The organism is Schwartzia succinivorans DSM 10502, assembly GCF_900129225.1.
Classification (GTDB): domain Bacteria; phylum Bacillota; class Negativicutes; order Selenomonadales; family Selenomonadaceae; genus Schwartzia; species Schwartzia succinivorans.
This window is the reverse complement of record NZ_FQUG01000003.1, coordinates 188,480-213,670: the sequence shown is the minus strand read 5'-3', so window position 1 is coordinate 213,670 and position 25,191 is coordinate 188,480. Positions and strand designations below refer to the sequence as shown.

The window sequence follows — 25,191 nt, the reverse complement described above, 5'->3', positions numbered from 1 at the left end:
GAATCTTCCTTTCCTATCAAGTCTTATTCAAAAATTTCCCTCTCAGCATCCATGTCGCAAAAAAAATCACTGCCGCTGCCGCAACTATCGCCGCGCCGGCTGCCATGTTGAAATAATAGGCTGAAATAAGTCCCGTCACTCCCGAAATCATTGCTGTCCCTACGGAAAGCAAATGATATTCCTTGACACCGGATGCCGCATTCCTTGCGGCGGCCGCAGGAAGCACCAAAAGAGAATTGATAATCAAAAGCCCGACCCACTGGATACTCACTGCGACAACAACAGCCAGCAGCGCGGCAAACAGGCTTTCCGTCAGAAAAACGTGTATTCCGCGGCTTCCCGCGAAGGATGCATTTATTGAAAGCACAAGAAGTCGATTAAACAAAAAGGCCCATGCTGTAACAACAACAATAAAAACCAGAAGCAGCGCCGCCAAATCTTCCGGCGTAATACTAAGAATGTCTCCTATCAGGTAGGAAGAAAACTTATTAAAGCCTCCCCCACGTGACATCAGCATAAGTCCTACGGCAACCGCCGTGGATGAAAATACACCTATTACTGTATCCGCTGACGTCCTGCTGTTATTTTTTATGTACGTAATCAGTAAAGCAAAGACAAGTGAAAAAATTATGAGTGATGCCAGTGGAGAACCCATACCGAGAATAGCTCCAAGGGCTATACCGGTAAACGCGCCGTGACCAAGCGAATCAGAGAAAAACGCCATTCTGTTTGATACTACCATTGTTGAAAGTATTCCAAAAAGCGGTGTTACAAGCAGAACCGCCAGGAAAGCATTTTTCATGAAGGTATGCTCAACCCATTCAAAGGGCAAAAGCATCTCCAGCAGCATGTATATATTTTCCATCACACAGCCTCCTCATCGGGAAGCTCTGTAATCAATCCAAAAATTTCCTGTGTTCTCGGATTGCCAAACACTTCCTTCGGAGTTCCGCAGGTGACAACTCCGTGGTCCATCAGCACAACCTGATCTGCATGCTTTGCCATAAGATGAAGGTCGTGGGAAATGAGTATGATTGCTATATCTTCTTTTTCACGAAGCTCCGCCAGAATCTGATAAAACAACACCAATCCATTATGGTCAACACCTGATACCGGTTCATCCAAAAGAAGCAGGTCAGGCATTGGATCAAGGGCCAGCGCCAAAAGCACACGCTGAAGCTCGCCTCCCGAAAGCGCGCCCAGCCTTCTGTCTATAAGATGCTCTGCCTTTACCCTTGCAAGATCCTCCTTTACACGGGCACGAAGCTTTTGAGATGAACACAGCCAAACAGGAAGCCCTGATAAACATGCCATAAAAATATCCATGACGCTTGCAGGCGCGCTCACATCAAAGCGCAGATACTGAGGCACATACCCGATAACAGGGTGTCCCGTATGCTTTCCCTTTGCGTCTATATAATTGAGCTTTCCTTCATGGGGGACTTCGCCGAGAATTGCTTTAAGCAGCGTAGATTTCCCTGCGCCGTTAGGCCCTATGACAGCAGTAAGCTGTCCACAGTGAACATGAAGATTGACTCCCGAAAAAAGCTTTGTTTCTCCAAAGCCGACTCCAAAATTTTCTATTTTTGTACAACAAACCTTACTGCAGTCATCACCTGATGCCGCTGAATGATGCAAAATAGATTTGAACAACGTATATCCTGCCCTTCTCTACATTATTCTATTTATTTTCGCACATTTTACAATATTAAGGAAGGATTTTCTATTTTTTTGACGTATAATTAATATTGTAAAAAATCCCTCGGAGGTGTCCCCCTTGGAACAAAAGAAAAAGCAAGCCTGTTTTACAATCGGTGAGCTGGCAAATCTCTATCACATTCCTAAGCAAACACTTATTTATTACTCTAACGCAGGACTTTTAATTCCTTCCTTCATTGAAAAGAATGGATATCGTTACTACTCCGTTGACCAATTCCATGAGCTTGAAATCATTTTGAATCTTCGCAAGCTGGATGTGCCCATAAAGGAAATCCGCGCATTTCTTGAAAACCGCAGTCCTGCCGCACTGACAAGGCTGCTTGAACGTCAGAAGGCCGAGGATGACCGTCTGATTGAAGCCATACGTGAAAAGCAGACCGCCATGGAATATCTGCTCAGCCAGTTAAAGCAGCAGGTCGGACTTCCTCTCGGAGTCTTCCAGACTACATGGCTTCCGACTCGCGAAATATATGCCAGCGACCCGGTTCCTCCTGATGCAGACTCTGCTGCCCGTATGCAGCTTTTCTCTGACCATGTTTTGTCCATCTTCGGCAAGGATGATTTCAGAAACACGCCACCCGGATGGATTATACGTCAAAGCGACTTCTTTGGAGAAAATCAGCACAGGACTTGGCGTTATTTCGTCAAGGTTACTTCACCGAAGGAGGAATTTCCGACGATTCAGATTCCTGCCGGTCTCTATGTCCGAATCTTCTTCTCAGGCACATATACTAAAAATTACAAAGAACTGTACGGCAAGCTCAATGAATACCTCTCAAGGAACCATCTCGAGGTATCCGGTGATGTTATCGTCCAGTCCATCAAGGACTACTGGCAAACCTCAAACGAGACACGCTACATCACTGAATTTTCCCTGCCCGTGCGTTCTCTTGAATAACAAATGCAGCACAGTCAAAACGGCGCCCGAAAAATCGGACGCCGTTTTTTTATATGTGAAAGGGGAATTACCATTTTTGAGTGTAGGTCAGCATGAAGCTGCGGCCTGCACAATAATAAAAGCTGCTTGCACTATGCGTAGTGATATCCTTACGATTCAAAAGGTTGTTGACCGAAAGCTCAAGCTCGCTGTACTTGTTTGGAGCATAGGCAAGCGTAAAGGATGTCAACAAATACGGTTTCAACCGGATTGCCTTTCCGCTGGTCGAACCACTGCGGTCAGCAAGATATGATGCATTTAGAGCTGTACGCCATTTGCCCTTGTGATATCCGATTCCTCCTACAAGCTGGAATTTTCCGTAATCACGAACCCAATCAGGACCGTATTTCGTGTTTCTTGTCACAGGGTTCTGCCACGTAATACCATAGTTATAGTTCATACCATTCTTGGCGTTAACCTCACAGGAGAGCTCAAAACCTGTGTTTTTGAAGTCCTCATTGCTTGTTACGAAGGTTATCATTTCAGTTGCAATTTTATCCTTTACCTTCGTATGGAAAAGCGCCGCTTTCCACAGATGATTTCCTGCCTGCTTTTTCCAGCCCAGCTCATAGTTGACACCGCGCTGAGGCTTCAGATTTGTCGCTTCCTCAGCGTTATCTGCCTCACGGAAGGTCGGCATACGGAAGGACTGATTTGCGCTGGCATACAGACTGTTTTTATCATCCAGCTTGTAAAGATACTGAGCAGATGCGCTGAAATTACTGTAATTTTTCATTCCGTTGCTCTTTGTGGTGTTTGTTGTCCATGTCTCACGGGCACCGAGGATGAGTGAATTCTTTTTATCAAACTTCTGCTCCCACTGTCCGAAGAGTCCCCATATATTTCTTGAGTCATCCTGTACTTCCTTTGACTGCGGTGTCGTAGGCAGTGAATGAAAAATCTCATGCATCCAGTCAATCCCGGCGATAAATGTTGTCTTATCGCCGACATTCCATGTTTTCTGCGCATCAATGCCGTAGGATATATTCTTTTCCCTGGAATCGTACGGCGAATTTGTCTTCTTGCCGTTCTTGGTATTGAAATAAGTCGTATACGTTGTCTCCAAGGTCATTGTGTTAAAATACATGCTGGCGTCCCATCCGGCATTCTTATAGCTTATCTGTGCCATATCACGGTCAGAACGCAGCTTTCTGTCACGATAAAGGTCTCCGGCTTTTGTCTGACCTTTGGCATCTGTCGCGTAGTAATCGTAGTCGGTATATGACTTATAGTGTCCGTAGATGAATTTCCAATGCTCGTCAGGGGAAATATTGATACCGATATTTTCATTTCTGATATTTTTTACATCCGCACGGTACGGTATGCTTCCCGAGCTGCTTGGTGTAAGTGTTACTCCCTTCTGCTCGTCCCATTTATTGAGGTCGTAGGTAATAGAATATTTGTCATCTCCTACGTTCAGATGATATTTCTGCTGCCCGTAATTACCAAAGCCCACAGATACCTGATTGGAAGCCGCAGTCTTAGTTATTATATTGATAACGCCTGCCAGAGCACTGCTTCCGTAGAGAACAGAACCTCCGCCCTTTACTATCTCGATCCGCTCAATGGTATCAGCAGGAATATCCGAAAGGTCATATTTACCGCGCCACGAAACTGGATTTCCGTTCACAAGAATGAGCGTCCCTGACTTGTTTCCGCGCAGCGATGCTTCGTTTGTCATTGTACCGAAGGACGCACCTACAGGTCCATGGGATTTGGCGATAAAACCGTTAGTGTAATAAAGTGCCTCCGCTGCATTTTTTGCACCCTTTGCTTTAATATCCTCCGCAGTTATGACATCCGTCGCTGCCGGGATATCCACATCCCTTTTTTCACTGCGCGTTGCCGTAACAATTGTCTCATCAATGGTGTATTCGTCCAGACTCTCAGCTGTTTCAGCTTCCGCTGCATACGCGCTTGCGCTTACAGTCAGAGCTGCCCCCAGAACAGCTGCCCTCACAAATTTTTTCTTCATTCCCTGAATTTCCCTCCTGTTGTATTCTGAATTACACAATAAAAAGAATATTACCTGAATACAATTCATACAATAGGACTTGAGAATGATTTTGATAATCATTTTAAATTTTGTAAAATTTCCGATACAGAAAAGAAAAACGACGCCCGAAATCGGACGCCGTCAGCTTCGCTTCCTCTGAATATTTACTTTTCACCTGAGAATGATATGTGGCGGTTCGGTTCCTGCGCGAATTCCTCACCATAGACTACATAGGCCAGCTCCTGCATGCCGAAGACAAAGTCCTGTGAGGAATTATAGATATAGCTTTCCCGAGGGAATATCAGCGCACGGTTCTGAATTGCACGCATAGATGCAAGAGAAGGATCCTCAAGATAAGACGCGATGAAAGCATCAATGTCAAAGGTTCCCTTGTCATCATAGCTTGGAAGAAGAATATAATCAGGGTTTGATTTGACCAGAAGCTCCTTTGTAAGAACCTGTCCGTTCTTCACGCCAACCTCAGCTATGGCATTGCGCACACCTGTAAGGCGGCACATATCATCAAAGGCACTCCCTGCCCCGCCATACTGCCGCATGACAGACAGAAGAGTCACGGACTTCCGTTTTTCAGGTGGAATCTTTTCCACCTTTTTCACGATATCGTCGCGTATCTCATCCATCTTCGCAATAATCTGCTGTCCTTTTTCTTCCTCCGAAATACTCTGCGCAATAAGACGAACATCCCCCTGAATGTCCGCATAGGAATTTCCGGGACCGATTACTACAACAGGAAAACCAAGTTCACGTAGTGCCGTGACCTTTTCCATATTTGTCCATGTATTCGCGATAATGATATCAGGCTTCCACCCCATAATCTGTTCCACAGAAGGGTCCATGACCTTTTCCGGAACACGCTTTGCCTTCTCAACAACAACCGATTCCTTCGGGTCATCAAGGAATTTACTGATTGCAACGAGCTTCGACGAGGGCACCATTCCCAAAACCATTTCATCTGAGTAGATTGAAAGCGTCAGAATACGTTCGGGCTTCTTTGGTATTTTTACCGTTGTCCCCTGATAATCCTTTACTTCAATTCCACCGCTCTGTTCCTTATGTTTCTCCGCTCCGCAGCCTGCAAGACATAAAACGGTGATTAAAAGACAAAGCAGCAGACATATTTTTTTGTACTGCAAAACTATCCTCTCCCAAGCTATACAAGTCCAAGCGCATGACGCTGTACTGCCAGCTTCATATTCCAGTCCTCTGTGGACTTCGGCAAAAATTCATGTACAAGATATTCAGGCTGAACCTCTTCCAATATCCTTTTCACATCTGTCGTGCGAAATGGCAGATGTCTGTCCACGTTCCGGATATACTCAAAAATTTCACCCGGTCCTTTACCAATATGCTTTGACATCATGGCCTTAACGTATTCCCCTGACTGCGACTGATGCAGGTGAATTCCACGGACATATTTTTGAAGTTCGCCAAGTCTGCGGTATATATCAAGAACATAGTCAACAGACTCCGCCTCATTGCGCAGCTCAAGGTTTGTATTCATAAGATGTCCCGTATCCATCATAAAGCCGCAGTTTTTATGACGAACCGACTCCAAAAGCTTCTCCATGAGCCTTGGCTTCAGAAGAGTAAGCCCGGGCCACCAGAGATTTTCAAAAAGCAGCAGACAGTCCTCAGGGATTTCATTGCAAAGGGAATTTACCAGCTCCACTGAAGCACCAACTATCTCTTCATCCGTAACCGTAAACTGCCTTGATGAAAGTGCTGACGGCTCTGATTCAGCAATATGGAAAACAAGATACTCTGCTCCTGCCTCTACGGAGCGGCGTATGTTATCACGCCAAAAACCAAGCCATTCCCTGACGTTTTCTGTGCCGTACATGTAACGTACAGCTTCATCATTACCAATATCCCGCCTCAGACGTTCCTCATCCTGCCGCCAAAAGCCAAACCAAGTAGGCCAGAAAATCAGATGACTGCCTTTGACATATCTCCGCTCAAGAAAATCCTCCTGAAGCGGCTCACACGCCATCAGTTCCATTCCGTCAAGATTATTCCCCTCAATGAAGGAAACGAGATTTTCTTTTTTTCCTCCAAAAAGACGGTTTATTTCCTCAGGGGCATTTGCAAAATTAAAAAGCTCCAACATATGCCGCACACTTTCTCAAATTGACAAAGCTTACCAGTTCAAACGGAAATGAACCGCCGTGCTTATGGCACAGCGTACAGGATCACCGTATGCGTTCTCAGCAGGCTCAAAGCGGTATTCGTACGCCGCACTGACCGCAGCCGCATCCATTTCATCATAGCCGGATGACTCTGAAACAGATGCTTCCTCAACCGAACCGTCAGCACCTACGATAAGCCGCAGATAAACACTACCCTCTGCGCCTTCTCTGCGAAGACGCTCGGGATATACAGGCTCTGATGCAGCCAGCAGAACCGGAGGATTTTTCGGACGCATTGCATTTCCGTCGCCTGTGCCGCTTCCGTTTCCTGTGCCGACACCGCTTCCGTTACCTCCGCCTGTGCCGGAGCCTGAGCCCGGCCCTGTACCGCTTCCTGTTCCCTCACCGATACCGCTTCCGTTTCCGCCGCCTGAGCCTGTACCGCTTCCACCGGTACCTGTTCCATCCTCGGAAACGTTGGCATTCGTACTGTCTGCTGCAGCAGAATTCACATCGGTCTGATGGTTTTCCGTCGCAGGCGTTGGTTCAGGAGTCTTTTCCTCCTGAGTCGGCTCAGGTATAGAATCACTTGAAACCGCCATTGCTTCCTCAGGTGCAGGTGCAGGGGCAGCTGCCTTTTCTTTCGGTGCAGGGGAACCGCCTCCCCCACCTCCTCCGCCGCCCGGGCCTGTACCTGCATCCGCATCATACAGCACGACATCTATCGGCTTTTGAATATCATCCCTGTGAATCGCAAAGAATCCACCAAATGCCAGCAGCAGAAAGAACAGAACGTGAAGCAGCACAGACCCTATCCATGCCTGTGCTTCATTCTTTGATGCATCATTCATTTTGCCTGCCCCCCGGAATCAGCGGCCAGACCAAAGCGTGTAACACCTGCAGCCTTCAGCTTGTCCAAAAGCGTAATTACACGCCCATATTCAGCTCCTTCATCCGCCCGAACAACCACGGAAAATTTTGGATTATGCTTAGTCTGTTCTTCCGAACGCTTAATTAGTACTGCTTCCTTTATTGGCTTATCCTCCAGCCATAAGGAACCATCCTTCTTCATTGTTACAAGATACGTAACACTTGTTTTCATTTCTGCAGTCTGCGCCTTAGGCATCTGAATATCAACCGTTTTAAGATTGACCATGTAAAGAGTGCTTATCATAAAAAAGACGAGCAGAAAAAACATGATATCAATCATAGGTATAATCATTACTTCCGGCTTATCAAAGCTGCGTCGGTCTCTGAGCCTCATGCTCCCACCCCGGCTTTTGCGATATTTTCCTTCTCACCTTCTACAAGCGAGAAGCTCTGCTCCATATCCGTGACAATATTTTCAATGCGCTGAGTGAAATATGAATGTACCGTCAGCGCAAGGATTGCCACACAAAGGCCGAAGGCCGTAGCGATAAGAGCCTCACTGACGCCCCCGGTAATTGCGGTTGCCTTTCCTCCATCAATATCAAACACACTGAAGGACGAAATCATACCGCTGATTGTTCCAAGAAGTCCGAGAAGCGGAGCCATCGTAACTATGACATTCAGGTAGTAAAGACGGCGTCTGAACTGTGACAGAGCAATACCTGACTGTACCTCCATATATGACGATACAGCACTTTCATTCTTTCCTGCCAGCTTCATTGCTCCGTACAAAAGCTCAGGGAGAATCCCATTGGCATTTTTTGCTGCTTCTGCTGCTTCTGCATATTTCTGCTGCGTCATGAAATCATAAAAGCTCTGTGCAAATTTTCTTCCTGCGTCCATCTTTGAAAAAAACATACTGCGCTCGATTGCAATCGAAACCACAAACAACGAACAAACGAGCAGGAGATACATTACAAACCCGCCCTTGTGAAAGTAAAGCACTGCATTTGAAACCAATTCCATAAAAAAACCTCCGATTAAAATTTATTCTTCCGCAACACTCAGGTGGCGTGTGGTCGGCTGCGCAAACTCGTCACCGTAAAGCACATACGCCATTTCCTGAACTCCAAAAACAAAATTCTGTGAAATATTATATACGTAATGCGCCCAAGGCTCAAGATCACGGTTTTCCCGTATGGCAGTCAGCGTCTGCAGCGAGGGATCGCTCCTGTATTCCGCGCCATACCGCTCCTCAGGGGAATTTGGCTCATGATAGCTTGGAAACATGAGTATATCCGGATTCATTTCCAGAAGCTGTTCCTTCGCCATTACCTGACCTTCCTTGATACCGGCGAGAGCCTTCGCATTTTTCGCGTCAGCGAATTTGCAATAATCATCAAAAATACTTCCCCGTCCGCCGTAGCCTGCCATGACCGAAATAAACGCGATACGCTTTCCCCGTTTTTCTGCAGGAACCGCATCAATCTTCTCCTTGAGTTTGGAAAGCTCATCACCCATCTTTGAAATAAGCTTTTCTCCCCGTTCAGGCTCTCCGATTGCCGCCGCGATAAGGCGGATAGTAGAATGAATTTCCGCGAGACTCTTTGGCGATTTCACAACAACGACGGGAATATGAAACTCCCTGAGCGTTTCAATCTTCTCCTGAGATATCCACGCATGAACGATAATCAGGTCCGGCTGCAGCGATATGATACGCTCTACAGGAGGATTTCTTTCAATCACATGCGGTATCCTCTGAGAGAGCTCATACACATTGGAACGGCTCGGATCCGCAAACTCCTTGTTGATTGCAACCATTCGCTCGGGCTCTACAAGCCCCAAAAGGATTTCGTCAGTGCCTGTCATAAAGGACATAATCCGTTTCGGCTTCGCCGGGATGTGTACCGTAGTTCCCTGATAATCAACGATGTCATAGCCTGAGGCTTCACCTGCGCTCTTCTCCTCTTTTTCCTTTCCGCAACCCGTCAAAAACATGCAGAAAAGACCAAGCAGAAGAATCATTGGAAGCACGCTTCTATGACATCGAAGTCCTGCTTTGAACATGGCTTTCTTCTCCTTCTCTGTAGCCTTACCGTGTCGTCGTATATGTTTTTCTCAACAGATAGAGAAAATACGGAGTTCCGATGAGAGCAGTCATAATGCCCACGCGCACCTCACTTGGCGATGCGATAACACGTCCGATGGAGTCGCACAGCACTAGAAAGCTCGCTCCGGCAAGCACACTGGCAGGAAGAAGATACCTGTGGTCCGGACCTATCAGCATACGCATCATGTGAGGGACAACAAGACCAACAAAGCCGATGTTTCCGCTGATGCAGACGCCTACTGACGTCGTCATGGCTGCAAGTGCCAAAAAGCCAAGCCGGTATTTTACTACGGGAAGACCAACAGCCTTTGCCTCAATATCACCAAGTACAAGAACATTCAGATGACGCGCCATGAGAAGCATGACAGCTATACCGCCCAAAATCGGGCCAATTCCCATAAGAACATGCTCCCAGCGCCTGTAATCAAGACCACCGATTGTCCAGAAAAGATACTGCTGAAGCTTATGCTCGTTTACCACTGTCAAAATACCTGCTGTTGCCGCCGCCAAAAGCATTCCGACCACGACGCCTGATAAAAGAAGCATCATCATTGGAACCTTTCCGTGGCGCATTGCAAGTCCCACGGTCAGAATAACCGCACATGCCGCGCCGCAGAGCGCAAAGAGCGGAGTCGCAAACATGCTCATCTCGCTGAAGCCTGTGGCTATAGCTATAACCGCTCCCAGTGAAGCACCGCTGGACACGCCGACTATGCCCGGATCTGCCAGAGGATTAGCGAAAAGCCCCTGCATTACAGTGCCCGATGCCGCAAGTCCGGCCCCAACCAAAAGACCGACTATGGTACGTGGCAGACGAATATGAAGAAGCACCGCCTGCTGCTCAGGTGATACAGGCACATCTGTTAAGACTGGAATCCCCATCGACTTAAACAGAAACGCCGCAGCAGTCTTGAGGGGAATATCAATCTGCCCCCATGCCATAGACAGTATACTTACTCCTGCCAAAATAAAAACCAGTATAATCATATAGACTCGAAACGACAATTTATTCTTTACCATGGACATCCTCCGTTTCACCGGATTGGATTACATGCAAAAGAGCCTTTCGTTCCGGATTTTTCTCGTTAGGTTCTGTATAGACCTCCACATGCCCTGTCCTCGGATTTTCCACCACACGAACAGGCACACCATAAGCCTCTGTAAGATATTCCTCTGTGAGAACATCCTCAGGCTTTCCATCCTTCATGACCTTATGATTTCCAATGAGCATCAATCTGCTGCAAAATCTCGCTGCAAGACTCAGCTCGTGAACCACCATAAGGACAGTTTTCCCTGCACGGCAGAGCTCCTGACAAAAGCGGAACATCTCCTCCTGATAGAAAATATCAAGTCCCGTGGAAGGTTCATCCAAAAAGAGAATCGGTGTCTGCTGCGCAAGCACCTTTGCCAGCATAACACGCTGCCGCTGTCCTCCCGATATCTCCAAAACGGACTTATCCGCAAGGTCAGCTACACGGGTAAACTCCATACATGCGTCAACAATTTTGTTGTCCTCTATGCCTTCCTTTTCCCACCACTGCAAATGCGGATAACGCCCGGTGTTCACGATTTCCCGAACACTGTAGTCAAAAGCGATATGCACATCCTGCTGCAGATATGCTGTCAGGCAGGCAAATTCATGGTCTGTCAAAGCTGATGCCATATGGTCAGCAATATAAATTTCACCCTCAAGAGGCTTTAAAATACCACGGAGACTCTTTAGCAGAGTGGACTTCCCCGCACCGTTGGGGCCTATGAGACCTACCAGTTCACCTTTATTCACATTAAAGCAAATATCCCGCAGAACGGGACTGTCCGTAGAATACCCCACGGACAGCTTCTCTGCGGTTAACACACATTTCATCATTTTTATACAACATCCTTGCGTTCTTTTATCTTGCCCTTAGAACGTATATGTTACACCCAGCTGGAAGAATCGGCAATTGCCTGGATAGTAACTGCCTTTGCCTCCTGGATATGCCGAATATTCCTGATTGAAAAGATTTAACGCCTTGAAATAAATCGTGGTGGCAGCATTAACATCATAACTTACGTTAAGGTCAACCAGTGCCGCATGACGTGCGAGCGCCAAACTTGTATCAATTCCTGTGTTATAGTTCGTGTAAAGACCAGCTTTCCATGCACCCTGATGATATTTCAGTGCGACATGATAGCCATTCGGTTTGAGATTTTTACCATAATATGCCAAATCACCTGTAGCATCTGTCTGACGTATGCTCGTGTATGAATACCCAAGGTCAATGTCCCAAATTGGACTGATACGACGTTTTACTGTAAAATCAAGTCCGCGGCGTTTTTCTTTATTGACGTTGCTGGGCCACCAAACGCCACCAACAGGTGCCCAAGTAATAGCATCATGAAGCTGACTCTGGAACACGCTGAAGCTTACGCTCGTAGCATCATCAAAACAGTGGTTAATGCCTATGGTTTCTGTATACCCTGTTTCTGGTCTCAAGTCCACATTACTTCGCTTGCCCGCATTCGTATAAAACAAGTCATCTGCACTAGGTGCCTGGAACACACGACCCCAAGATGCATACAACTGAGTCTTTTTATCAGCGCGATAATTAACCGCAATCTTCGGAGACCAGTGTGTCCCGTAACGATTATGGTTATTTACACGAACCCCAGGAACGAGTGACCATTTATCGCCTAATTTCCATGTATCCTGCACATAACCCGATATATCCCTGAGTTTTTCGTCTTCATATCCTGACGCTTTATTAGTAGAACGGCTCTCATGCCATTCTGCACCGGCTACAACAGTATGCTCACCTAACTCCCAGCCATTCTGATAATCAGCACCAAAGAGTCGTGTATCATACGAACCCTGAAAATACGTTCCTTTATAATTGTTAAACACCCTTAAATAACCAGGTGTTTTTTTATTTTCTTTAAAGTTGTATGAGAGAGCAACGTTATTAAAGATCTCAACTAACGGTTCGTCTTTTTGCGGAAGCCACTCGCTAGGATTGAGTTCATTAAAGTACATTCCCTCATGTACTGTCTTATGTTCAAAATTGAATCGAACCGAGCTTGCTTCGTCAAGGTTCTGGTCAAGACGTACTACAAAACTATTATTATCCTTGTCACTGTGAGGTGTATTGTGAGATTCGCCATCCAACTTATAGCGTAAATGATTTTGCTTCTGAAGGCTGCCGGATACAAACCAGCTGAAATCATTGTCGGAGCCTTGTGTAGCAATCTCATAATTGTATGTTCCCCAGGAGCCCATGTTTACGTCAAGAGTAGTCTGAGGTTTTTTGCTGCCGCGTTTTGTGATGATATTAATTACACCGCCGACAGCATCGCTGCCGTAAAGCGCGGAAGAACCGCCCTTTACTACCTCAATGCGGTCAATATTCTTCAGCGTTGGAATCATTTTAAGGTCTACGCGGCCTTTGCCAGAAGGAAGAATTTGATCGTTATTAAGACGGCGTCCATCAACCATAACGACAACACGCTCATCACCGTTAATAGCAACTCCATCAAAACCTCCCTGATGGCTGGCAACTACGCCATTAACTTGAGACAGTGCTTCAACAACATCAACATAGTGATTAGCTTCTATATCCTTTGATGTGATGACGCTGATATTTGCCGGCGTATTCATGCGTTCCGTCGGAATCCTCTCCGCCGTAACCACTGTCTCGGAAAGCGTGTACTCATCAATCGGTTCTTCTGCTGCCGCAGCTGCCTTTTCTTCAGCCGCTGCTTTAGTTTCTTCAGCCGCGTATACGCTCCCCATTGCGCATCCAAAAACCGCTGTAGCCAATACAGCTCCCGTGAGACGGCGCATTGCCGCCCTTTCCTTCAGCTCTGATAAGATTTTCATTTTTCTATCATATCTCCTTTCATACGATAACAAAATAGACTGTAAACCATATAGGAACTATATGGTCAATGAAAAAATGAATTATAATGTAAAAATAAGCAAATTAGCTAGCAATTCATTTTTTATGAAAGGAAAAACAAAAGAAAACCACCCGCCGCGGCCTCTGCCGTGTCGGGTGGTCTGTAGTTAAATCAATTATTCAGCAATTTTTCCCTGAAGGTGATCCCAGGATTCATTTGCACGCTCTACGAACATCTTGCGGACAGCTTCGTTCTCGCCAAGACCGTGGATGTAAGCGTCAACCTTGAAGCCCTGAGCCTGAAGGATGGATTTATGGGAATCCGGCTCGTCGCCTGCCATATCATTCGTAGCATGGTCGCCTGCAACCATCATCGTCGGCATGAGCGTAACATGCTTGATGCCAGCTGCCTTGAGCTGCGGAATGATATCGTCGAGGGAAGGCCAGCCTTCAACCGTGTAGAGATATACATTCTTCAGACCAGCCTGATTGATGCGGTTCTGGATTACAGAGTAGTAAGCATTGGACGGATGCGGTGTGCCGTGTGCAAGGAGAAGGATTGCATCCTGCTTGCCCTGTTTCGGGAACTGCGTCTTAATAGCCTGAACAAACTCAGCAATATCATCACGCTGTTCTTCCTGTCCCATCCAGTACATGATAGGTGTACCCATTGTCATCTTTTTGAAGTTGTTCTTATAGAGGTTGAATACAGCCGTCTGATAAGCATACTCCATTCCCGGGAAGAGCTGGAGAGATGTCAGTGCTACACGGGAGTAGCCTTCCTCCTTCAGCTGGTCGAGAGCTTCCTCCGGTGTCGGATATTTGATGCCCTCTTTTGCCTGAATGCGGTCGATGATGATATGGGATGTGAAAGCAACAACAACCTTTGTGTTAGGATGAGCTGCCTGAATCTCTTTTACCGTAGCGTCGATCGTCTTTGCACGTGTTTCCTTGTATGTCGTTCCGAAGCTCATAACAACGATTGCATCCTTGTTCTCAAGCTCCTGAAGCTCAGGGTTCTCGTTCGTGAGAACACCAATCTGTGCTGCCTGCAGGAGAGCCGGCGTAGCATCCTTTACCTCGCTGCTCAGCTGGTAAGCGGCCTCACTTGTCAGCTGAAAAGAAAACAGCGATGCGACTGCAGCAGCTGCTGCGACATACTTTTTAAAACCTTTTTTCATAAAACTAACACTCCTTTTTGATATAGAATTGTTAAATTATGGTCCAGTTATGTATGTTAAACTATATACCTACTATATAGTCAATACCTCTTATAGTATATAAATGAATTTATTTCAATATAATTCAGTTTTTATCTCATTTTTTGAATCTTGCTTCTTTGTTTTCCCTTTGTAGCTTGGCTCAGCTTTGGTTTGATAAAATGAATGTGATTCATCTCTCCGTACTCAATGAATCAAGCGTCTCAACATGCTCCCTACCGTAGACATTAAGTACTGCCGCAATGATGAGGTTACCGATAAAGCATATAGCAAAAAATTCCAATGTCGCCGTATATCCCTGAGTACGCTCCCAAAACCACGATACAATTGTCGGGCCCACAACACCTGCAATCCCCCATGCTGTGAGTACGCGCCCGTGTATAGCGCTGAGTTCACGGGTGCCAAAAATATCCGAGAGATACGCAGGCATGCATGAAAAGCCTCCTCCATAGCAGCTTATAATCAGAAGCACAAGCACCTGAAACAGTACTGCATCAGTGGTATTGCCCAAAAGCCAGAAGGCACAAATCTGAATTGCAAAGAAAAGCATATATGTTACGCCTCTGCCCATGTAGTCAGAAAGCGTTGACCACATTATGCGTCCACCGCCATTAAGTATGCCTATAACCCCCACCATTGATGCCGCCTGCACAGCATCCATTCCAACCACCTGCTGTGCCATCGGAGATGCAACTGCAAGAAGACCTATTCCGCAAGTAATATTCACAAAGAAAATCCACCAGAGCGCGCCGAACTGCCATGTTCTGACGGCCTCATGGGCGGTCTTCCCTTTTTGTATATATACAACAGCACCTGAAGAGTCTTTAGAGGCCGGCGGTTTCAGATAAAGCGCTGATGCGCCGATAAGCACCATATAAACCGCACCGAGAATCAGGAAATTCCATACGAGACCGAAGCTCTCTGTAAGATATCTCATCAGAGGACCTGCAATGAGCGCGGCAAAGCCAAAGCCCATAATCGCAAGGCCTGTTGCAAACCCCCGGTTATTCGGAAAATATTTCACCAGAGTCGATACAGGCGTAATATATCCCACTCCAAGTCCGATTCCACCGATAACACCATAAAAAAGATATAACAACGGAAGACTTCTTTCAGACAAAGCAAATGCCGTTCCAAACATGCCCAGTCCGAAAAAAAGCATTGAAATAAGCCCACTTTTTTTGGGGCCATACCGTTCGACATAGCTGCCGAGGAATCCTGCAGACAATCCGAGGAATAAAATTGCAATTGAAAATGTCCATGTAGTTTCAGAAAGTGAAAATCCCATAGCTTCCATAATCGGACGTGTCAACACACTCCACGCGTATACACTTCCGATGGAAACATGGATTCCCACCGCTGCCAAAGCAATCAACCAACGATTTCGCACAACAACCACCCTTTCAAATAACAAACACTGAAGAGAACCGTGTACGAACAAAAACCGTCCGGGCACAAGTTCTCTGCCCAGACGGTCGGCTGATTCACTTTGCAGTACATGTGGTCAATTCCACTTATCCGTCAGTCCTGCAAAGAAATATTTTCTTTTACATGCCCATCCTATCAGTTTCATCGCAGTTCGTCAAGGAATAAGTTTCTTATTTTTCAGAAGCGACATTTCTTGCAATTTCATGTATCTTCGCATTCCAAAGAACCTCCTGTACATACGCTGCACCGCGAAGTCCCATAAAAGGCGCATCAGACAGCTTCATGCTGTCAAAAACCGGGTATGCTATAGGAAAAACTTCGATTTTCCCGTCGGTAAAATTTGTAAGTTGTGTTGTTTCGTTGCTTGATGCAGCTACAATTCCCTGCTTCATGTCGGAAAAACGCTTTTTGATTTCATCAATGTCTTTCCCTGCGTCGAGGATATCATCGGCTGCGCTGTAATTTTCAGGCTTTTTGCCTGCAGGATGAATAAGCGTAAGCCGTCCTATATCCGCCCACTCTCCGCGCAGTGCCTGTGCGAACGCAGCTGCAGATGTTTCAGTGCCCGAAACTATTGCCTCATCATACCAAAGCTCGTCCCAAATGCCTTTCAGTTCACCGATTCGAAGAAAAATACGCTGCTCCGTTTTTGCGCATACAGATTCAAAGTCAGATTTTGCAGGAGCTTCAAGAGCATCATTTACAGCGTCCATCCACTGACGTGTACCGCTTATGCCATAAGGAGGAAGCGGTGCTATATACGGTGTACCGAACATTTCATGAAGCTTCCTCGCAAGCGGCATTCCCAGCTCACGGTGTACAACAATATTAAGCGACGCACGTGAAAGCTTTGAAAAATCCGCAAATGCCATGCCTGCTCCCGGACAAGCCTGCACCTGATATCCTGCCAGTGTCAGAAGCCTTTTCAGCTCATCTGCATCCTCAAGACCGTTATAATACCCGCCTGTCACTCCCATAAGATTTACTGCGGATTGTATTTTTTCTTTCGCTTCGAAATTCACTTCATCAAGCAACGAGAGTGATGCCTTCTGCCATCCCTCCGCGAATCCGCCTATAAGTCCTCCGCTTTCGGGCGCAGTAATAGGGCAGGATATTCCAAGCTCCCTTGCAATACCAAGCACATCATCACCGATAAGACTTGCAGAGCAGTTATTTGCGATACAGAGAACAGAGGGAGGCTTTTCCGCATACGGAGCAAGCGTATCCCTGAGGTACTCCTCACTTCCAAATACAATTGCTTCGTTATCCAGCTGTGTGCAGAGCATTCTCTTGGAGATAAGCGGTTCGTTCATTTCTATATGACGCATGGCATAATAATAGCACCACAACGGACCGTTGATAACGACAGCGGCATCAGGGATACCGGCGAAAAAAGCAGCCGCTCCGGCAAGGGCGCATTCATCCTGCATACCGCAGAACTCACTGAAATTTTCCATATCAGGCATATATAAGCCCTCCTCTTGAGAGTGCCCGGTGCATAACGCGCACCATCGCATCCATGACTTCCTTCTCGCCTGTCCATCCTGCCCCTGCTACACATGGCAGAAATACCTGCCGCACATTAGTATTCACCAGCTCATGTGTAGTGAGGACAACATCCGATTCCATCACAGCCTTTTCAAATACATCACCTGAAAGAATTGGTGCGTCCGTGAGGGCTCTGAGCTTTTCTTCTTTCTTAAGCAGCCCTTCTTTGTCCTGTGAATCAAAAAGCTCAATGCCCAGAAGCTTCATACCAAGCTTTTCTATAAGAAACAGTGTTGTCTGAGGTTGGAAAAATTCAGCCGCACGTCCTGCGCAGTAAACAACCTTTTTCCCTCTGAGAGTCTTCGCAGCCTCGTCAATATACGCCATAAACCTCTGTTCTTCCTCTTTTGCGGCAGTCTCAGCAGCCTCCTCCATACCCAGAAATTTTCCGAACCCTTCAATCCACTCCATTGTCTTTGCATAGCCCACAGGATAAAGCTCCGAAAAACACGGTATGCCGAACTTATCGGAAAATTCCTCACCGACAGCCGCGAAATGCTGCTGACGTTTATCTGACTCAGAACGGCCTATTACGACAGTCAGTGCTGCCGAAGGTGCTTTTTCAAGCTCCGAAAGTGACATATATGATGGAAATTGCCCGCTTATCTTAAGCCCGAAGTAATTCAGCAACCGCCGCATTTCCCGTGTGTATTCTCCAAAAAGGCCGCCGCAGTCTCCAAAGAGCAGCACTGTCCCCGGTATTTTTTCCTGCGGCTTCATAAAGCGCTGCACCAGAATGCGTGCAGCATCAAGATAACCGTCAAAATATTCTCCGTCCAAAAATCCATGATGAGCCGTATCAATGACAGGTATGCCAAGCTTCTCCGTCATTTCCTCCGCCACCGCATCCGTATCATCCCCGATTACGCCCGATACACAGGAGTTGGCTATGAATACCGCCTTTGGATTATATTTTTCATAGGCATACCGCACAGCACGGCGCAAACGTTCCTCCCCGCCAAACACCGCTTCCTCATCAGTCAAATCGCTGGACAGAAGAGGTATACTTCTAAGCCTCGTTTCCTCAGGCGCATCCTTTATGAGACGGCAGAAGGAGCTGGTATCCATACGCCTTGCAATATGCGCGCAGGCTCTCGGACTGTGATATATAACCACCGCGCCATCCACATAGCAGAGAGCACGCCATACTCCTGTCATAGTGCAGCTGCTGGATGCGACCCTGCGGCATTTCAGCACACGCTTTGTTTCAATTGCCATATTTCTCCACCAGCCCTTCAAGCTCCTCAAACTCCATCGGCGTTGGTATTATAAGCTTTTCATTTTTATCTATATCCGCAGCAAGCTTCCGATAAATCTCAGCCTGACTGCTGTCAGGCGCAAAGGCAAGCACTGTCTGACGATGAATTTCCGCATCGTGCACCACGTTGTCGCGGGGTATAAAGGCAATAAGCTTAGTACCAAGCTTTTCGGCAAATTCCTCCAAAAGCTCCTTTTCAAGAGGCACATTTCGGCTGTTTCCTATTATTCCCCCGAGCTTTACAGAACCCCGGACAGCAAATTTCCGTATTCCCTTCGCGATATTATTAGCCGCGTAAAGAGACATCAGCTCGCCCGATGAAACGATATATATTTCCTCGGCATAACCTTCACGTATCGGCAGTGCGAATCCGCCGCATACCACATCTCCAAGAACATCATACAAAGCAACATCAACATTTTCCAATGCCTTAAGAGCCTTAAGCCGCTGCAGTGCCACGATGATTCCGCGTCCCGCGCAGCCAACTCCCGGCTCAGGCCCGCCGGCCTCAATGCAGAGTATATCATTCCAGCCCTTGTGTACAATTTCCTCCACCGCGATTTCACCTCCGCGGCGTTCACGTTCGAGGTCAAGAACTGTCTGTCTGCAGATATGTCCAAGAAGAAGACGTGTGGAATCATTTTTCGGATCACAGCCAATCTGCGCCGTACATTTACCCATTTCACTGAATGCCGCAGAAACATTCGATGCTGTCGTCGATTTCCCTATTCCGCCTTTTCCGTAAAACGCGATTTTCTTCATATACCGCAGCCTCCTGCCGTTTTTCTGTAGAACAAGAAAAGCCCCTGTATTCACAGAGGCTCCTCTTTACTTTTTTCCGCTGTCCTTCAGATATTCATAAGCTTCATCCGCGCGCTCGACATACATCCTGCGCACGGCTTCATTTTCACCGAGTCCCTTCAGATACGGATTAACCTCAAAGCCTGCCGCTTCGAGCTGAACCTTATGGCTTTTAGGGTTATCGGCCATCATATCCTTTTTGACATGGGTTCCGGCGACCATCATGAGCGGCATCAGAGTAATCTTCTGAACGCCTGCCCGTTTCAGATACGGCACAACGTCCGAAAGATTAGGACGGCCCTCCACCGTGTAGACATAAACATTCCTGAAGCCAAGCTGCATCAATCGGCTCTGAATCGTATCGTAAAACGCATTTGAAGGATGCGGAGAACCGTGTGCCATAAGAAGCACGCCTCCGTGGGGCTCACGCTCCGGGAACTGTGTTTCTACCGCCTTCACAAAATCCATGGCATCATCACGGCGCCCATGCTGTCCCATCCAGTAAATGAGCGGTGTTCCCATGGTTGCACGCTTGAACTCGGCCTTGTAGAGATGGAACACACTCGTATCATAGGTGTATTCAATCCCCGGAAAGAGGTCAAGCGTCGTCATAGCAACACGCGTATATCCTTCTGCCTTCAACGCATGCAGCGCCTCCTCAGGCAGCGGATAACGTTTTCCTTCCCTCTCGGCAATACGTTCAATAACAATGTTTGAGGTAAATGCCAGCACAACCTTAACATCAGGATGATTCTGCTGTATGTCCTCTACAGTTTTTTCTATAGTTGTACGGCGTGCGTCAGTCACAGTCGTACCAAAGCTCATAACAAGAATAGCATCCTTATCGGGAAGCCCCTGCAGCTCCGGTGTATCATAGCACAGGACTCCTATTTGCGTGGCATGGCGAAGCGCCATTGTCACGTTTCTGACCTCAGGATGCATTATATATTTCGCATGACAATTGCCCTGCAATGCAAGCATCTCCTACCTTCGTCTTCCAAAATCAGACAACAATACGGACGACCTGCACCTCAAAGGCCTCTTTTATCTGCGGAATATAATCACGCTCCAAAAGAGACTTCTGCCGCAAATCCTCTGCAACCAGAAGAAGCATACCACCGCTTCGGGTAACATTGTTGAGAGGCTCAACGAATTTATTAAAGCTTTCCTCACCTATTTTTTCCTTAAGCGTCTTCAACGCGCCTATAAGCTCAGGGCGGGTCTCCTGAAGACGGACCTCCAGCGGAGTGCGTTTTTCGATAGAAATGTTCGGATCATCCGTAATAGGCGTCTCAGCCGTTATCTGCAAATCTGCAGCCAATCCTGTTCCGTTATTCTGCATTTTTATATCTCCTCTCTTTCATCTTTTAATATTTTAACAGAAACTGCGCTTCTTGTCTTTGCAAACTTAAAAACCGATACATACAAAATTTCAAGCATTTTTGCGTCCTGTTTTGGACAAAAAAAATCGGCCCCGCGAGAGTCCACCTCGGAGGCCCGCCGCAATCGGCGTGTAAAGAGTTGAATGGAATGTATGAGCAATGCTTTCCATAAAGCTGAACTCACGGAAAACTTTCCGCCAACATAAAAGACTCTTTCCCTCGAACGGAAAAGAGTCGTGATTACAGAGTACGCCAATAGAACAGACGCTGTCTGTCAAATCCCCTTCCCATCGCTCGTAGGTCAACCGGTGATTGTCAATCAGGCAGTTCTCCTGGCTCCAGGTCATCATCCTTCGGCGCCTTCCCGGAATATCCAGTGGCTTATGCCGAAGAACTCTCTGTTACAGTGGCGGGACCGCGTTGGCTTCTACCAACTTTTCTATTAAGTCGCTGACACCTGATTCAAACTATGTTCACTTTTCAGAGTCTTACGGGATGTCCATATCCCGATTACATTGCAAGAATAGCACGGGACAAAATCATTGTCAAGCACTAATTTTTCAAGTAAAAAACCGTGTATCAGGTATATGCTTTACACTTTGCAAAGTATGTACCCGATACACGGTTTAGCAGCTCGTCTTCCCCAGCCTTGGGTGTTTCACAGGACGCAAACTCCTTACTCTCACAAGGCGCAGCGCTTCTTCGAGCGTGACGTCCTCACGCCCCTCCAGTGTTTCATAGACGCACAATGGTTCATCTACACCGAACTCACTGGCAGGCATGTAAACATATTCATTATTTTCAAAATCTCCAAAAATTTTTCCGGATTTTAGTTCGGACTCAAGCATAACTCCCATAGAAATATTCCTTTCATCAAAACATATTATGCCGCCAAAGCACAAATGCCATGAATCCTGCAATAGAAACAGAAAGTCCCGCGATGACGAGAAAAGCGTCCGCGCTTGTTGCCAGTGGTACAGGAACATTCATCCCGAAAAAGCTTGAGATAACCGTCGGTATGGCAAGAATAATCGTCATAGCTGCGAGGAATTTCATAACCAGGTTCTGATTGTTTGAAATAATTGAGGAGAAAGTATCTGCGAGCCGCGCAAGAATTTTGCTGTACATTTCAACCATTTCCCGCGCCTGCTTATTCTCTATAATAACATCCTCCAACAGATCCTCGTCTTCCTCGTACATCTTGAGAATCGGCTGTGTCTGCGGATTTGTGCGGAGACGCAGCAGCTTATCAAGCACAGCACCGTCAGAACGGAGCGCCGCATTAAAATATGTCAGGCCCTTCTGCAGCTCAAGCAGGCGAAGAATATCCCTGTTTCTCATTGAATCGCGGAGCATATGCTCAACCTCATCTGAGAGCTTGCTGATCTGCCTGAGATATCTCAGATAAAAGGTAGCAGATTTATACAAAATCTGGAACAGAAAACGTGTCTTTTTGAAGGTGCGGAAGAACCGCGAGCTTCTTTCATTAAATTCTGAAAGAACCGGCGTTTCCTCCAAGCAGACCGTGATGATATATTCCTTCGTCAGTATAAGTGCCAGCGGCAGCGTATCATAGCTTTCGTAGGAGCGCATGACAGGTACATTCGTCAGGACCATGATAGCATCGTCCTCAACATCTGTATGCGAGCGCTCCTCATCATCCAATGCAGAACGCAGGAAGTCCGGCTCAACGTTCGTAAGTTCACCGACGATTTTCAGTTCGTACGGTGTAGGATCTATAATATTGATCCATGCTCCCTTTTCGAGCGTATTCAAATCCAGCTCAACAAGCCGTCCGCTCTCATGGGATTTCAGTATTCTAAGCATAGAAAAAACCCCTTCCCTGCAGGGAACGGGCTTAAAAAAAGCGCTAAAGAGGCAACCTCAAAAGCGCTCCCACATCTCAGTTAAAAGGCTGAGAAAACGGCAGCGTTCCCTACGATTCGAATTCATATTACACATACATAAATCAGGGTGATCGCCGTCCATATTTCTCACCATCCTTCCTTGAATCTAACCTTGCGGTTTACCTCAAAAAAGTATATACCAATAAGTCTCACTCGGCAAGATTTTTTTCACATTTTCTCCCCTGTGATATACTAGAAGAAATACCTATGAAATGAGGTTTTTTAATGAGTCTAGACGGATTTTCAATGCGCCGCCTTGTTATTGAACTGAACAAGTCTCTCACAGGCGGAAGGATAGATAAGATTACTCAGCCCAACAGACAGACACTCACCTTTTCCGTGCGCCAGCCCGGTGAAAATCAGCTGCTTTACATATCAATACAGCCGCAGAACCCGATTCTTTACCGTCTGGATGCACCGCTTGAAAGCCCTGCAGAGCCCCCTACCTTCTGCATGGTTCTCAGGAAGCAGATTGAAACAGGCCGTATCGCCCAGATACGCCAGCACGGTCTCGACCGCATAATATCTATCGACATTGATGTAATAGGTGCCGGCGGGCGAATAGTAACGAAGACACTGATATGCGAACTGATGGGAAAATACAGCAATCTTATTCTCGTACAGGACGGCATCATAATAGATGCGCTTCGGAAGGTTGGCGCCAACAGCAGCCGTATCCGTGAGGTTCTTCCTGGCGAACCGTACGAGATACCTCCAACACAGGATAAATATGACGTAACTCTCGCTCCGCCTCAAAAAATCATTGAAAAGCTGAGAGGATTTACGGATATGAAGCTAAGCCAGGCACTTTGTGCTGCATGTCTCGGCTTTGGTCCGGTTACAGCAAAAGAAACGGCCTTCTCAGCCGGACTTTCACCAAACGCACCGCTTTCTTCTTTGGATGAAGCAGACTATAAATCGCTGGAAAATGCAATCAAAGAAACAGTGGACGCGCTTTCTGATTCTGATTCAATGCCATGTCTTGTTCGTGGAGAAAAAAATAAAATCAAGGCAATGTCCACATTTACGCTCCATTATCTTCCGGAAGAAGATATTGATTTTTTTCCTTCAATAGATGCAATGCTCGCCAAGGCCACTTCAATTTTAGGAAGCTTTGTCCCACAGGATAAGGAGCCTCTCAAAAAACTGGTGCACACCGAGCTTACGCGGGCGAAAAACAAGCTGGTAAAGCTGCACAAGGATGTCGAGGAAGCTGACAATGCAGAGGAATACCGCATCAAGGCAGACAACCTCATGACTTACCAGTATCAGCTGAAGGACCGCGCGGATTCAGAGCTGTCCCTTCCCGATATATATTCCACAGAAGGTGCAGTGATTAAAATCGAAATGGATCAGCGTCTCACCGTCGCTGAAAATATTCAGGCGTACTACCACAGATACAACAAGCTCAAACGCGCACGTTCGCTTCTCGACGAACAAATAGTATCGTGCGGTGAATCCATACGTTACCTTGAAAGTGTTGAAGCTTCCCTTGCCGTATCTTCAACTCTGTCAGAGCTTGAGGACATAAAGGCCGAACTAACGGCTCAGGGATATCTTAAAAGCACAAAGAAGAAAAAGGCTTCTCTCAAGCCATCGAAGCCCTTCATCTTCACCGCATCTGACGGGACTGAAATACTTGTTGGGAAAAACAACTATCAAAACGATCGTCTGACCTTCAAGACCGCTGACCGTGATGATGTATGGCTTCACACAAAGGACATCCCCGGCTCTCATGTCATACTGCGCACCGAGGGAGCAGCACCTTCAGATGAGGCTCTGCTTCTGGCAGCAGACCTTGCCGCGCATTTCAGTCAGGCAGCAGGCTCATCCAATATACCTGTCGATTATACGCTTTGCCGTTATGTAAAAAAGCCATCAGGAGCAAAGCCCGGCTTTGTTATTTTTACAAATCAGAAAACACTCTACCGTACACCCGACGATAAAGCACTGCGAAGTATTCTTTCACAGCAGCAGTAAAAAAAGCTCACGC

The 25,191-nt window shown here is 46.7% G+C and carries 23 protein-coding genes and 2 riboswitches; of the genes, 2 read left to right on the top strand and 21 right to left on the bottom strand.

Annotated elements, in window-relative coordinates; all coding sequences use genetic code 11:
- Positions 1-16: 16 nt before the first annotated feature.
- Positions 17-865 (bottom strand): metal ABC transporter permease, encoded by an 849-nt coding sequence (locus BUA83_RS03950; protein ID WP_072934897.1) that lies wholly within the window; start codon positions 863-865, stop codon positions 17-19.
- Positions 865-1,653, bottom strand: a complete 789-nt coding sequence (locus tag BUA83_RS03945) for a metal ABC transporter ATP-binding protein (RefSeq protein WP_072934896.1) — start codon at positions 1,651-1,653, stop codon at positions 865-867. The genes BUA83_RS03950 and BUA83_RS03945 overlap by 1 nt, the downstream gene beginning before the upstream one ends.
- A gap of 124 nt (positions 1,654-1,777) precedes the next feature.
- Between BUA83_RS03945 and BUA83_RS03940 the strand changes: the two genes are divergently transcribed.
- Positions 1,778-2,617 carry a MerR family transcriptional regulator gene (locus BUA83_RS03940; RefSeq protein WP_072934895.1) on the top strand — a complete coding sequence of 280 codons (840 nt, stop codon included), beginning with the start codon at positions 1,778-1,780 and terminating at the stop codon, positions 2,615-2,617.
- A 67-nt stretch (positions 2,618-2,684) separates the two neighbouring features.
- Here the strand turns inward: BUA83_RS03940 and BUA83_RS03935 are convergent, their stop codons facing one another.
- The 19 genes from BUA83_RS03935 to BUA83_RS03835 form a co-directional block, all read right to left on the bottom strand.
- On the bottom strand, positions 2,685-4,631 hold the full coding sequence (locus BUA83_RS03935) for a TonB-dependent receptor plug domain-containing protein (RefSeq protein ID WP_072934894.1): 1,947 nt from the start codon (positions 4,629-4,631) through the stop codon (positions 2,685-2,687).
- Positions 4,632-4,816: 185 nt separating this feature from the next.
- Complete coding sequence (locus tag BUA83_RS03930) at positions 4,817-5,806, bottom strand: ABC transporter substrate-binding protein (protein ID WP_094756449.1); 990 nt, start codon at positions 5,804-5,806, stop codon at positions 4,817-4,819.
- 17 nt (positions 5,807-5,823) lie between these two features.
- The gene (locus BUA83_RS03925) at positions 5,824-6,780 is read right to left on the bottom strand and encodes a TIM barrel protein (RefSeq protein ID WP_072934892.1); all 957 of its coding nucleotides are present in this window, start codon (positions 6,778-6,780) and stop codon (positions 5,824-5,826) included.
- A gap of 30 nt (positions 6,781-6,810) precedes the next feature.
- Positions 6,811-7,650, bottom strand: a complete 840-nt coding sequence (locus BUA83_RS12545; protein ID WP_144340496.1) for an energy transducer TonB — start codon at positions 7,648-7,650, stop codon at positions 6,811-6,813.
- A complete protein-coding gene (locus BUA83_RS03905; protein ID WP_072934888.1) occupies positions 7,647-8,063 on the bottom strand; it encodes an ExbD/TolR family protein in 417 nt (138 codons plus the stop codon). Before BUA83_RS03905 ends, BUA83_RS12545 begins: the two co-directional genes overlap by 4 nt.
- A complete protein-coding gene (locus BUA83_RS03900) occupies positions 8,060-8,695 on the bottom strand; it encodes a MotA/TolQ/ExbB proton channel family protein (RefSeq protein WP_072934887.1) in 636 nt (211 codons plus the stop codon). The genes BUA83_RS03905 and BUA83_RS03900 overlap by 4 nt, the downstream gene beginning before the upstream one ends.
- 21 nt (positions 8,696-8,716) lie before the next feature.
- Positions 8,717-9,736, bottom strand: coding sequence for an ABC transporter substrate-binding protein (locus tag BUA83_RS03895; protein ID WP_234988237.1), 1,020 nt, complete (start codon positions 9,734-9,736; stop codon positions 8,717-8,719).
- Positions 9,737-9,761: 25 nt separating this feature from the next.
- Entirely contained in the window at positions 9,762-10,799 is a 1,038-nt protein-coding gene (locus tag BUA83_RS03890) for a FecCD family ABC transporter permease (protein ID WP_072934886.1), read from the bottom strand.
- A complete protein-coding gene (locus tag BUA83_RS03885) occupies positions 10,786-11,643 on the bottom strand; it encodes an ABC transporter ATP-binding protein (protein WP_072935074.1) in 858 nt (285 codons plus the stop codon). Before BUA83_RS03885 ends, BUA83_RS03890 begins: the two co-directional genes overlap by 14 nt.
- Positions 11,644-11,682: 39 nt before the next feature.
- Positions 11,683-13,635 (bottom strand): TonB-dependent receptor plug domain-containing protein, encoded by a 1,953-nt coding sequence (locus BUA83_RS03880; RefSeq protein ID WP_072934885.1) that lies wholly within the window; start codon positions 13,633-13,635, stop codon positions 11,683-11,685.
- 195 nt (positions 13,636-13,830) lie between these two features.
- Complete coding sequence (locus tag BUA83_RS03875) at positions 13,831-14,835, bottom strand: sirohydrochlorin cobaltochelatase (protein WP_072934884.1); 1,005 nt, start codon at positions 14,833-14,835, stop codon at positions 13,831-13,833.
- Positions 14,836-15,046: 211 nt separating this feature from the next.
- Positions 15,047-16,264, bottom strand: coding sequence for an L-lactate MFS transporter (locus tag BUA83_RS03870; protein ID WP_072934883.1), 1,218 nt, complete (start codon positions 16,262-16,264; stop codon positions 15,047-15,049).
- Positions 16,265-16,332: 68 nt separating this feature from the next.
- A riboswitch (ZMP/ZTP riboswitch) is annotated at positions 16,333-16,413 on the bottom strand.
- 59 nt (positions 16,414-16,472) lie between these two features.
- Positions 16,473-17,768, bottom strand: coding sequence for a nitrogenase component 1 (locus tag BUA83_RS03865; RefSeq protein WP_072934882.1), 1,296 nt, complete (start codon positions 17,766-17,768; stop codon positions 16,473-16,475).
- A complete protein-coding gene (locus tag BUA83_RS03860) occupies positions 17,761-19,068 on the bottom strand; it encodes a nitrogenase component 1 (RefSeq protein WP_072934881.1) in 1,308 nt (435 codons plus the stop codon). Before BUA83_RS03860 ends, BUA83_RS03865 begins: the two co-directional genes overlap by 8 nt.
- Positions 19,058-19,870 carry a nucleotide-binding protein gene (locus tag BUA83_RS03855; protein ID WP_072934880.1) on the bottom strand — a complete coding sequence of 271 codons (813 nt, stop codon included), beginning with the start codon at positions 19,868-19,870 and terminating at the stop codon, positions 19,058-19,060. Before BUA83_RS03855 ends, BUA83_RS03860 begins: the two co-directional genes overlap by 11 nt.
- Before the next feature lie 66 nt (positions 19,871-19,936).
- Positions 19,937-20,890 (bottom strand): sirohydrochlorin cobaltochelatase, encoded by a 954-nt coding sequence (locus BUA83_RS03850; RefSeq protein WP_072934879.1) that lies wholly within the window; start codon positions 20,888-20,890, stop codon positions 19,937-19,939.
- A 22-nt stretch (positions 20,891-20,912) separates the two neighbouring features.
- Positions 20,913-21,251: a hypothetical protein gene (locus BUA83_RS03845; protein ID WP_072934878.1), complete on the bottom strand. Its 339-nt coding sequence runs from the start codon at positions 21,249-21,251 to the stop codon at positions 20,913-20,915.
- A gap of 345 nt (positions 21,252-21,596) precedes the next feature.
- Positions 21,597-21,767, bottom strand: a riboswitch (cobalamin riboswitch).
- A 150-nt stretch (positions 21,768-21,917) separates the two neighbouring features.
- Positions 21,918-22,148, bottom strand: coding sequence for a hypothetical protein (locus tag BUA83_RS03840; protein WP_072934877.1), 231 nt, complete (start codon positions 22,146-22,148; stop codon positions 21,918-21,920).
- A 16-nt stretch (positions 22,149-22,164) separates the two neighbouring features.
- The gene (locus BUA83_RS03835; RefSeq protein WP_072934876.1) at positions 22,165-23,118 is read right to left on the bottom strand and encodes a magnesium transporter CorA family protein; all 954 of its coding nucleotides are present in this window, start codon (positions 23,116-23,118) and stop codon (positions 22,165-22,167) included.
- Between the two features lie 305 nt (positions 23,119-23,423).
- On the opposite strand from BUA83_RS03835, the gene BUA83_RS03830 reads away from it, so the two are divergent.
- Positions 23,424-25,178 carry an Rqc2 family fibronectin-binding protein gene (locus tag BUA83_RS03830; RefSeq protein ID WP_072934875.1) on the top strand — a complete coding sequence of 585 codons (1,755 nt, stop codon included), beginning with the start codon at positions 23,424-23,426 and terminating at the stop codon, positions 25,176-25,178.
- Positions 25,179-25,191: the final 13 nt, after the last annotated feature.

Coding starts and splice junctions, on each gene's coding strand:
- BUA83_RS03950 (WP_072934897.1), bottom strand. CDS start 865: ATGGAAAATATATACATGCTGCTGGAGATGCTTTTGCCCTTTGAATGG.
- BUA83_RS03935 (WP_072934894.1), bottom strand. CDS start 4,631: ATGAAGAAAAAATTTGTGAGGGCAGCTGTTCTGGGGGCAGCTCTGACT.
- BUA83_RS03925 (WP_072934892.1), bottom strand. CDS start 6,780: ATGTTGGAGCTTTTTAATTTTGCAAATGCCCCTGAGGAAATAAACCGT.
- BUA83_RS12545 (WP_144340496.1), bottom strand. CDS start 7,650: ATGAATGATGCATCAAAGAATGAAGCACAGGCATGGATAGGGTCTGTG.
- BUA83_RS03905 (WP_072934888.1), bottom strand. CDS start 8,063: ATGAGGCTCAGAGACCGACGCAGCTTTGATAAGCCGGAAGTAATGATT.
- BUA83_RS03900 (WP_072934887.1), bottom strand. CDS start 8,695: ATGGAATTGGTTTCAAATGCAGTGCTTTACTTTCACAAGGGCGGGTTT.
- BUA83_RS03895 (WP_234988237.1), bottom strand. CDS start 9,736: ATGTTCAAAGCAGGACTTCGATGTCATAGAAGCGTGCTTCCAATGATT.
- BUA83_RS03890 (WP_072934886.1), bottom strand. CDS start 10,799: ATGGTAAAGAATAAATTGTCGTTTCGAGTCTATATGATTATACTGGTT.
- BUA83_RS03885 (WP_072935074.1), bottom strand. CDS start 11,643: ATGAAATGTGTGTTAACCGCAGAGAAGCTGTCCGTGGGGTATTCTACG.
- BUA83_RS03880 (WP_072934885.1), bottom strand. CDS start 13,635: ATGAAAATCTTATCAGAGCTGAAGGAAAGGGCGGCAATGCGCCGTCTC.
- BUA83_RS03875 (WP_072934884.1), bottom strand. CDS start 14,835: ATGAAAAAAGGTTTTAAAAAGTATGTCGCAGCAGCTGCTGCAGTCGCA.
- BUA83_RS03865 (WP_072934882.1), bottom strand. CDS start 17,768: ATGCCTGATATGGAAAATTTCAGTGAGTTCTGCGGTATGCAGGATGAA.
- BUA83_RS03860 (WP_072934881.1), bottom strand. CDS start 19,068: ATGGCAATTGAAACAAAGCGTGTGCTGAAATGCCGCAGGGTCGCATCC.
- BUA83_RS03855 (WP_072934880.1), bottom strand. CDS start 19,870: ATGAAGAAAATCGCGTTTTACGGAAAAGGCGGAATAGGGAAATCGACG.
- BUA83_RS03850 (WP_072934879.1), bottom strand. CDS start 20,890: ATGCTTGCATTGCAGGGCAATTGTCATGCGAAATATATAATGCATCCT.
- BUA83_RS03845 (WP_072934878.1), bottom strand. CDS start 21,251: ATGCAGAATAACGGAACAGGATTGGCTGCAGATTTGCAGATAACGGCT.
- BUA83_RS03840 (WP_072934877.1), bottom strand. CDS start 22,148: ATGGGAGTTATGCTTGAGTCCGAACTAAAATCCGGAAAAATTTTTGGA.
- BUA83_RS03835 (WP_072934876.1), bottom strand. CDS start 23,118: ATGCTTAGAATACTGAAATCCCATGAGAGCGGACGGCTTGTTGAGCTG.
- BUA83_RS03830 (WP_072934875.1), top strand. CDS start 23,424: ATGAGTCTAGACGGATTTTCAATGCGCCGCCTTGTTATTGAACTGAAC.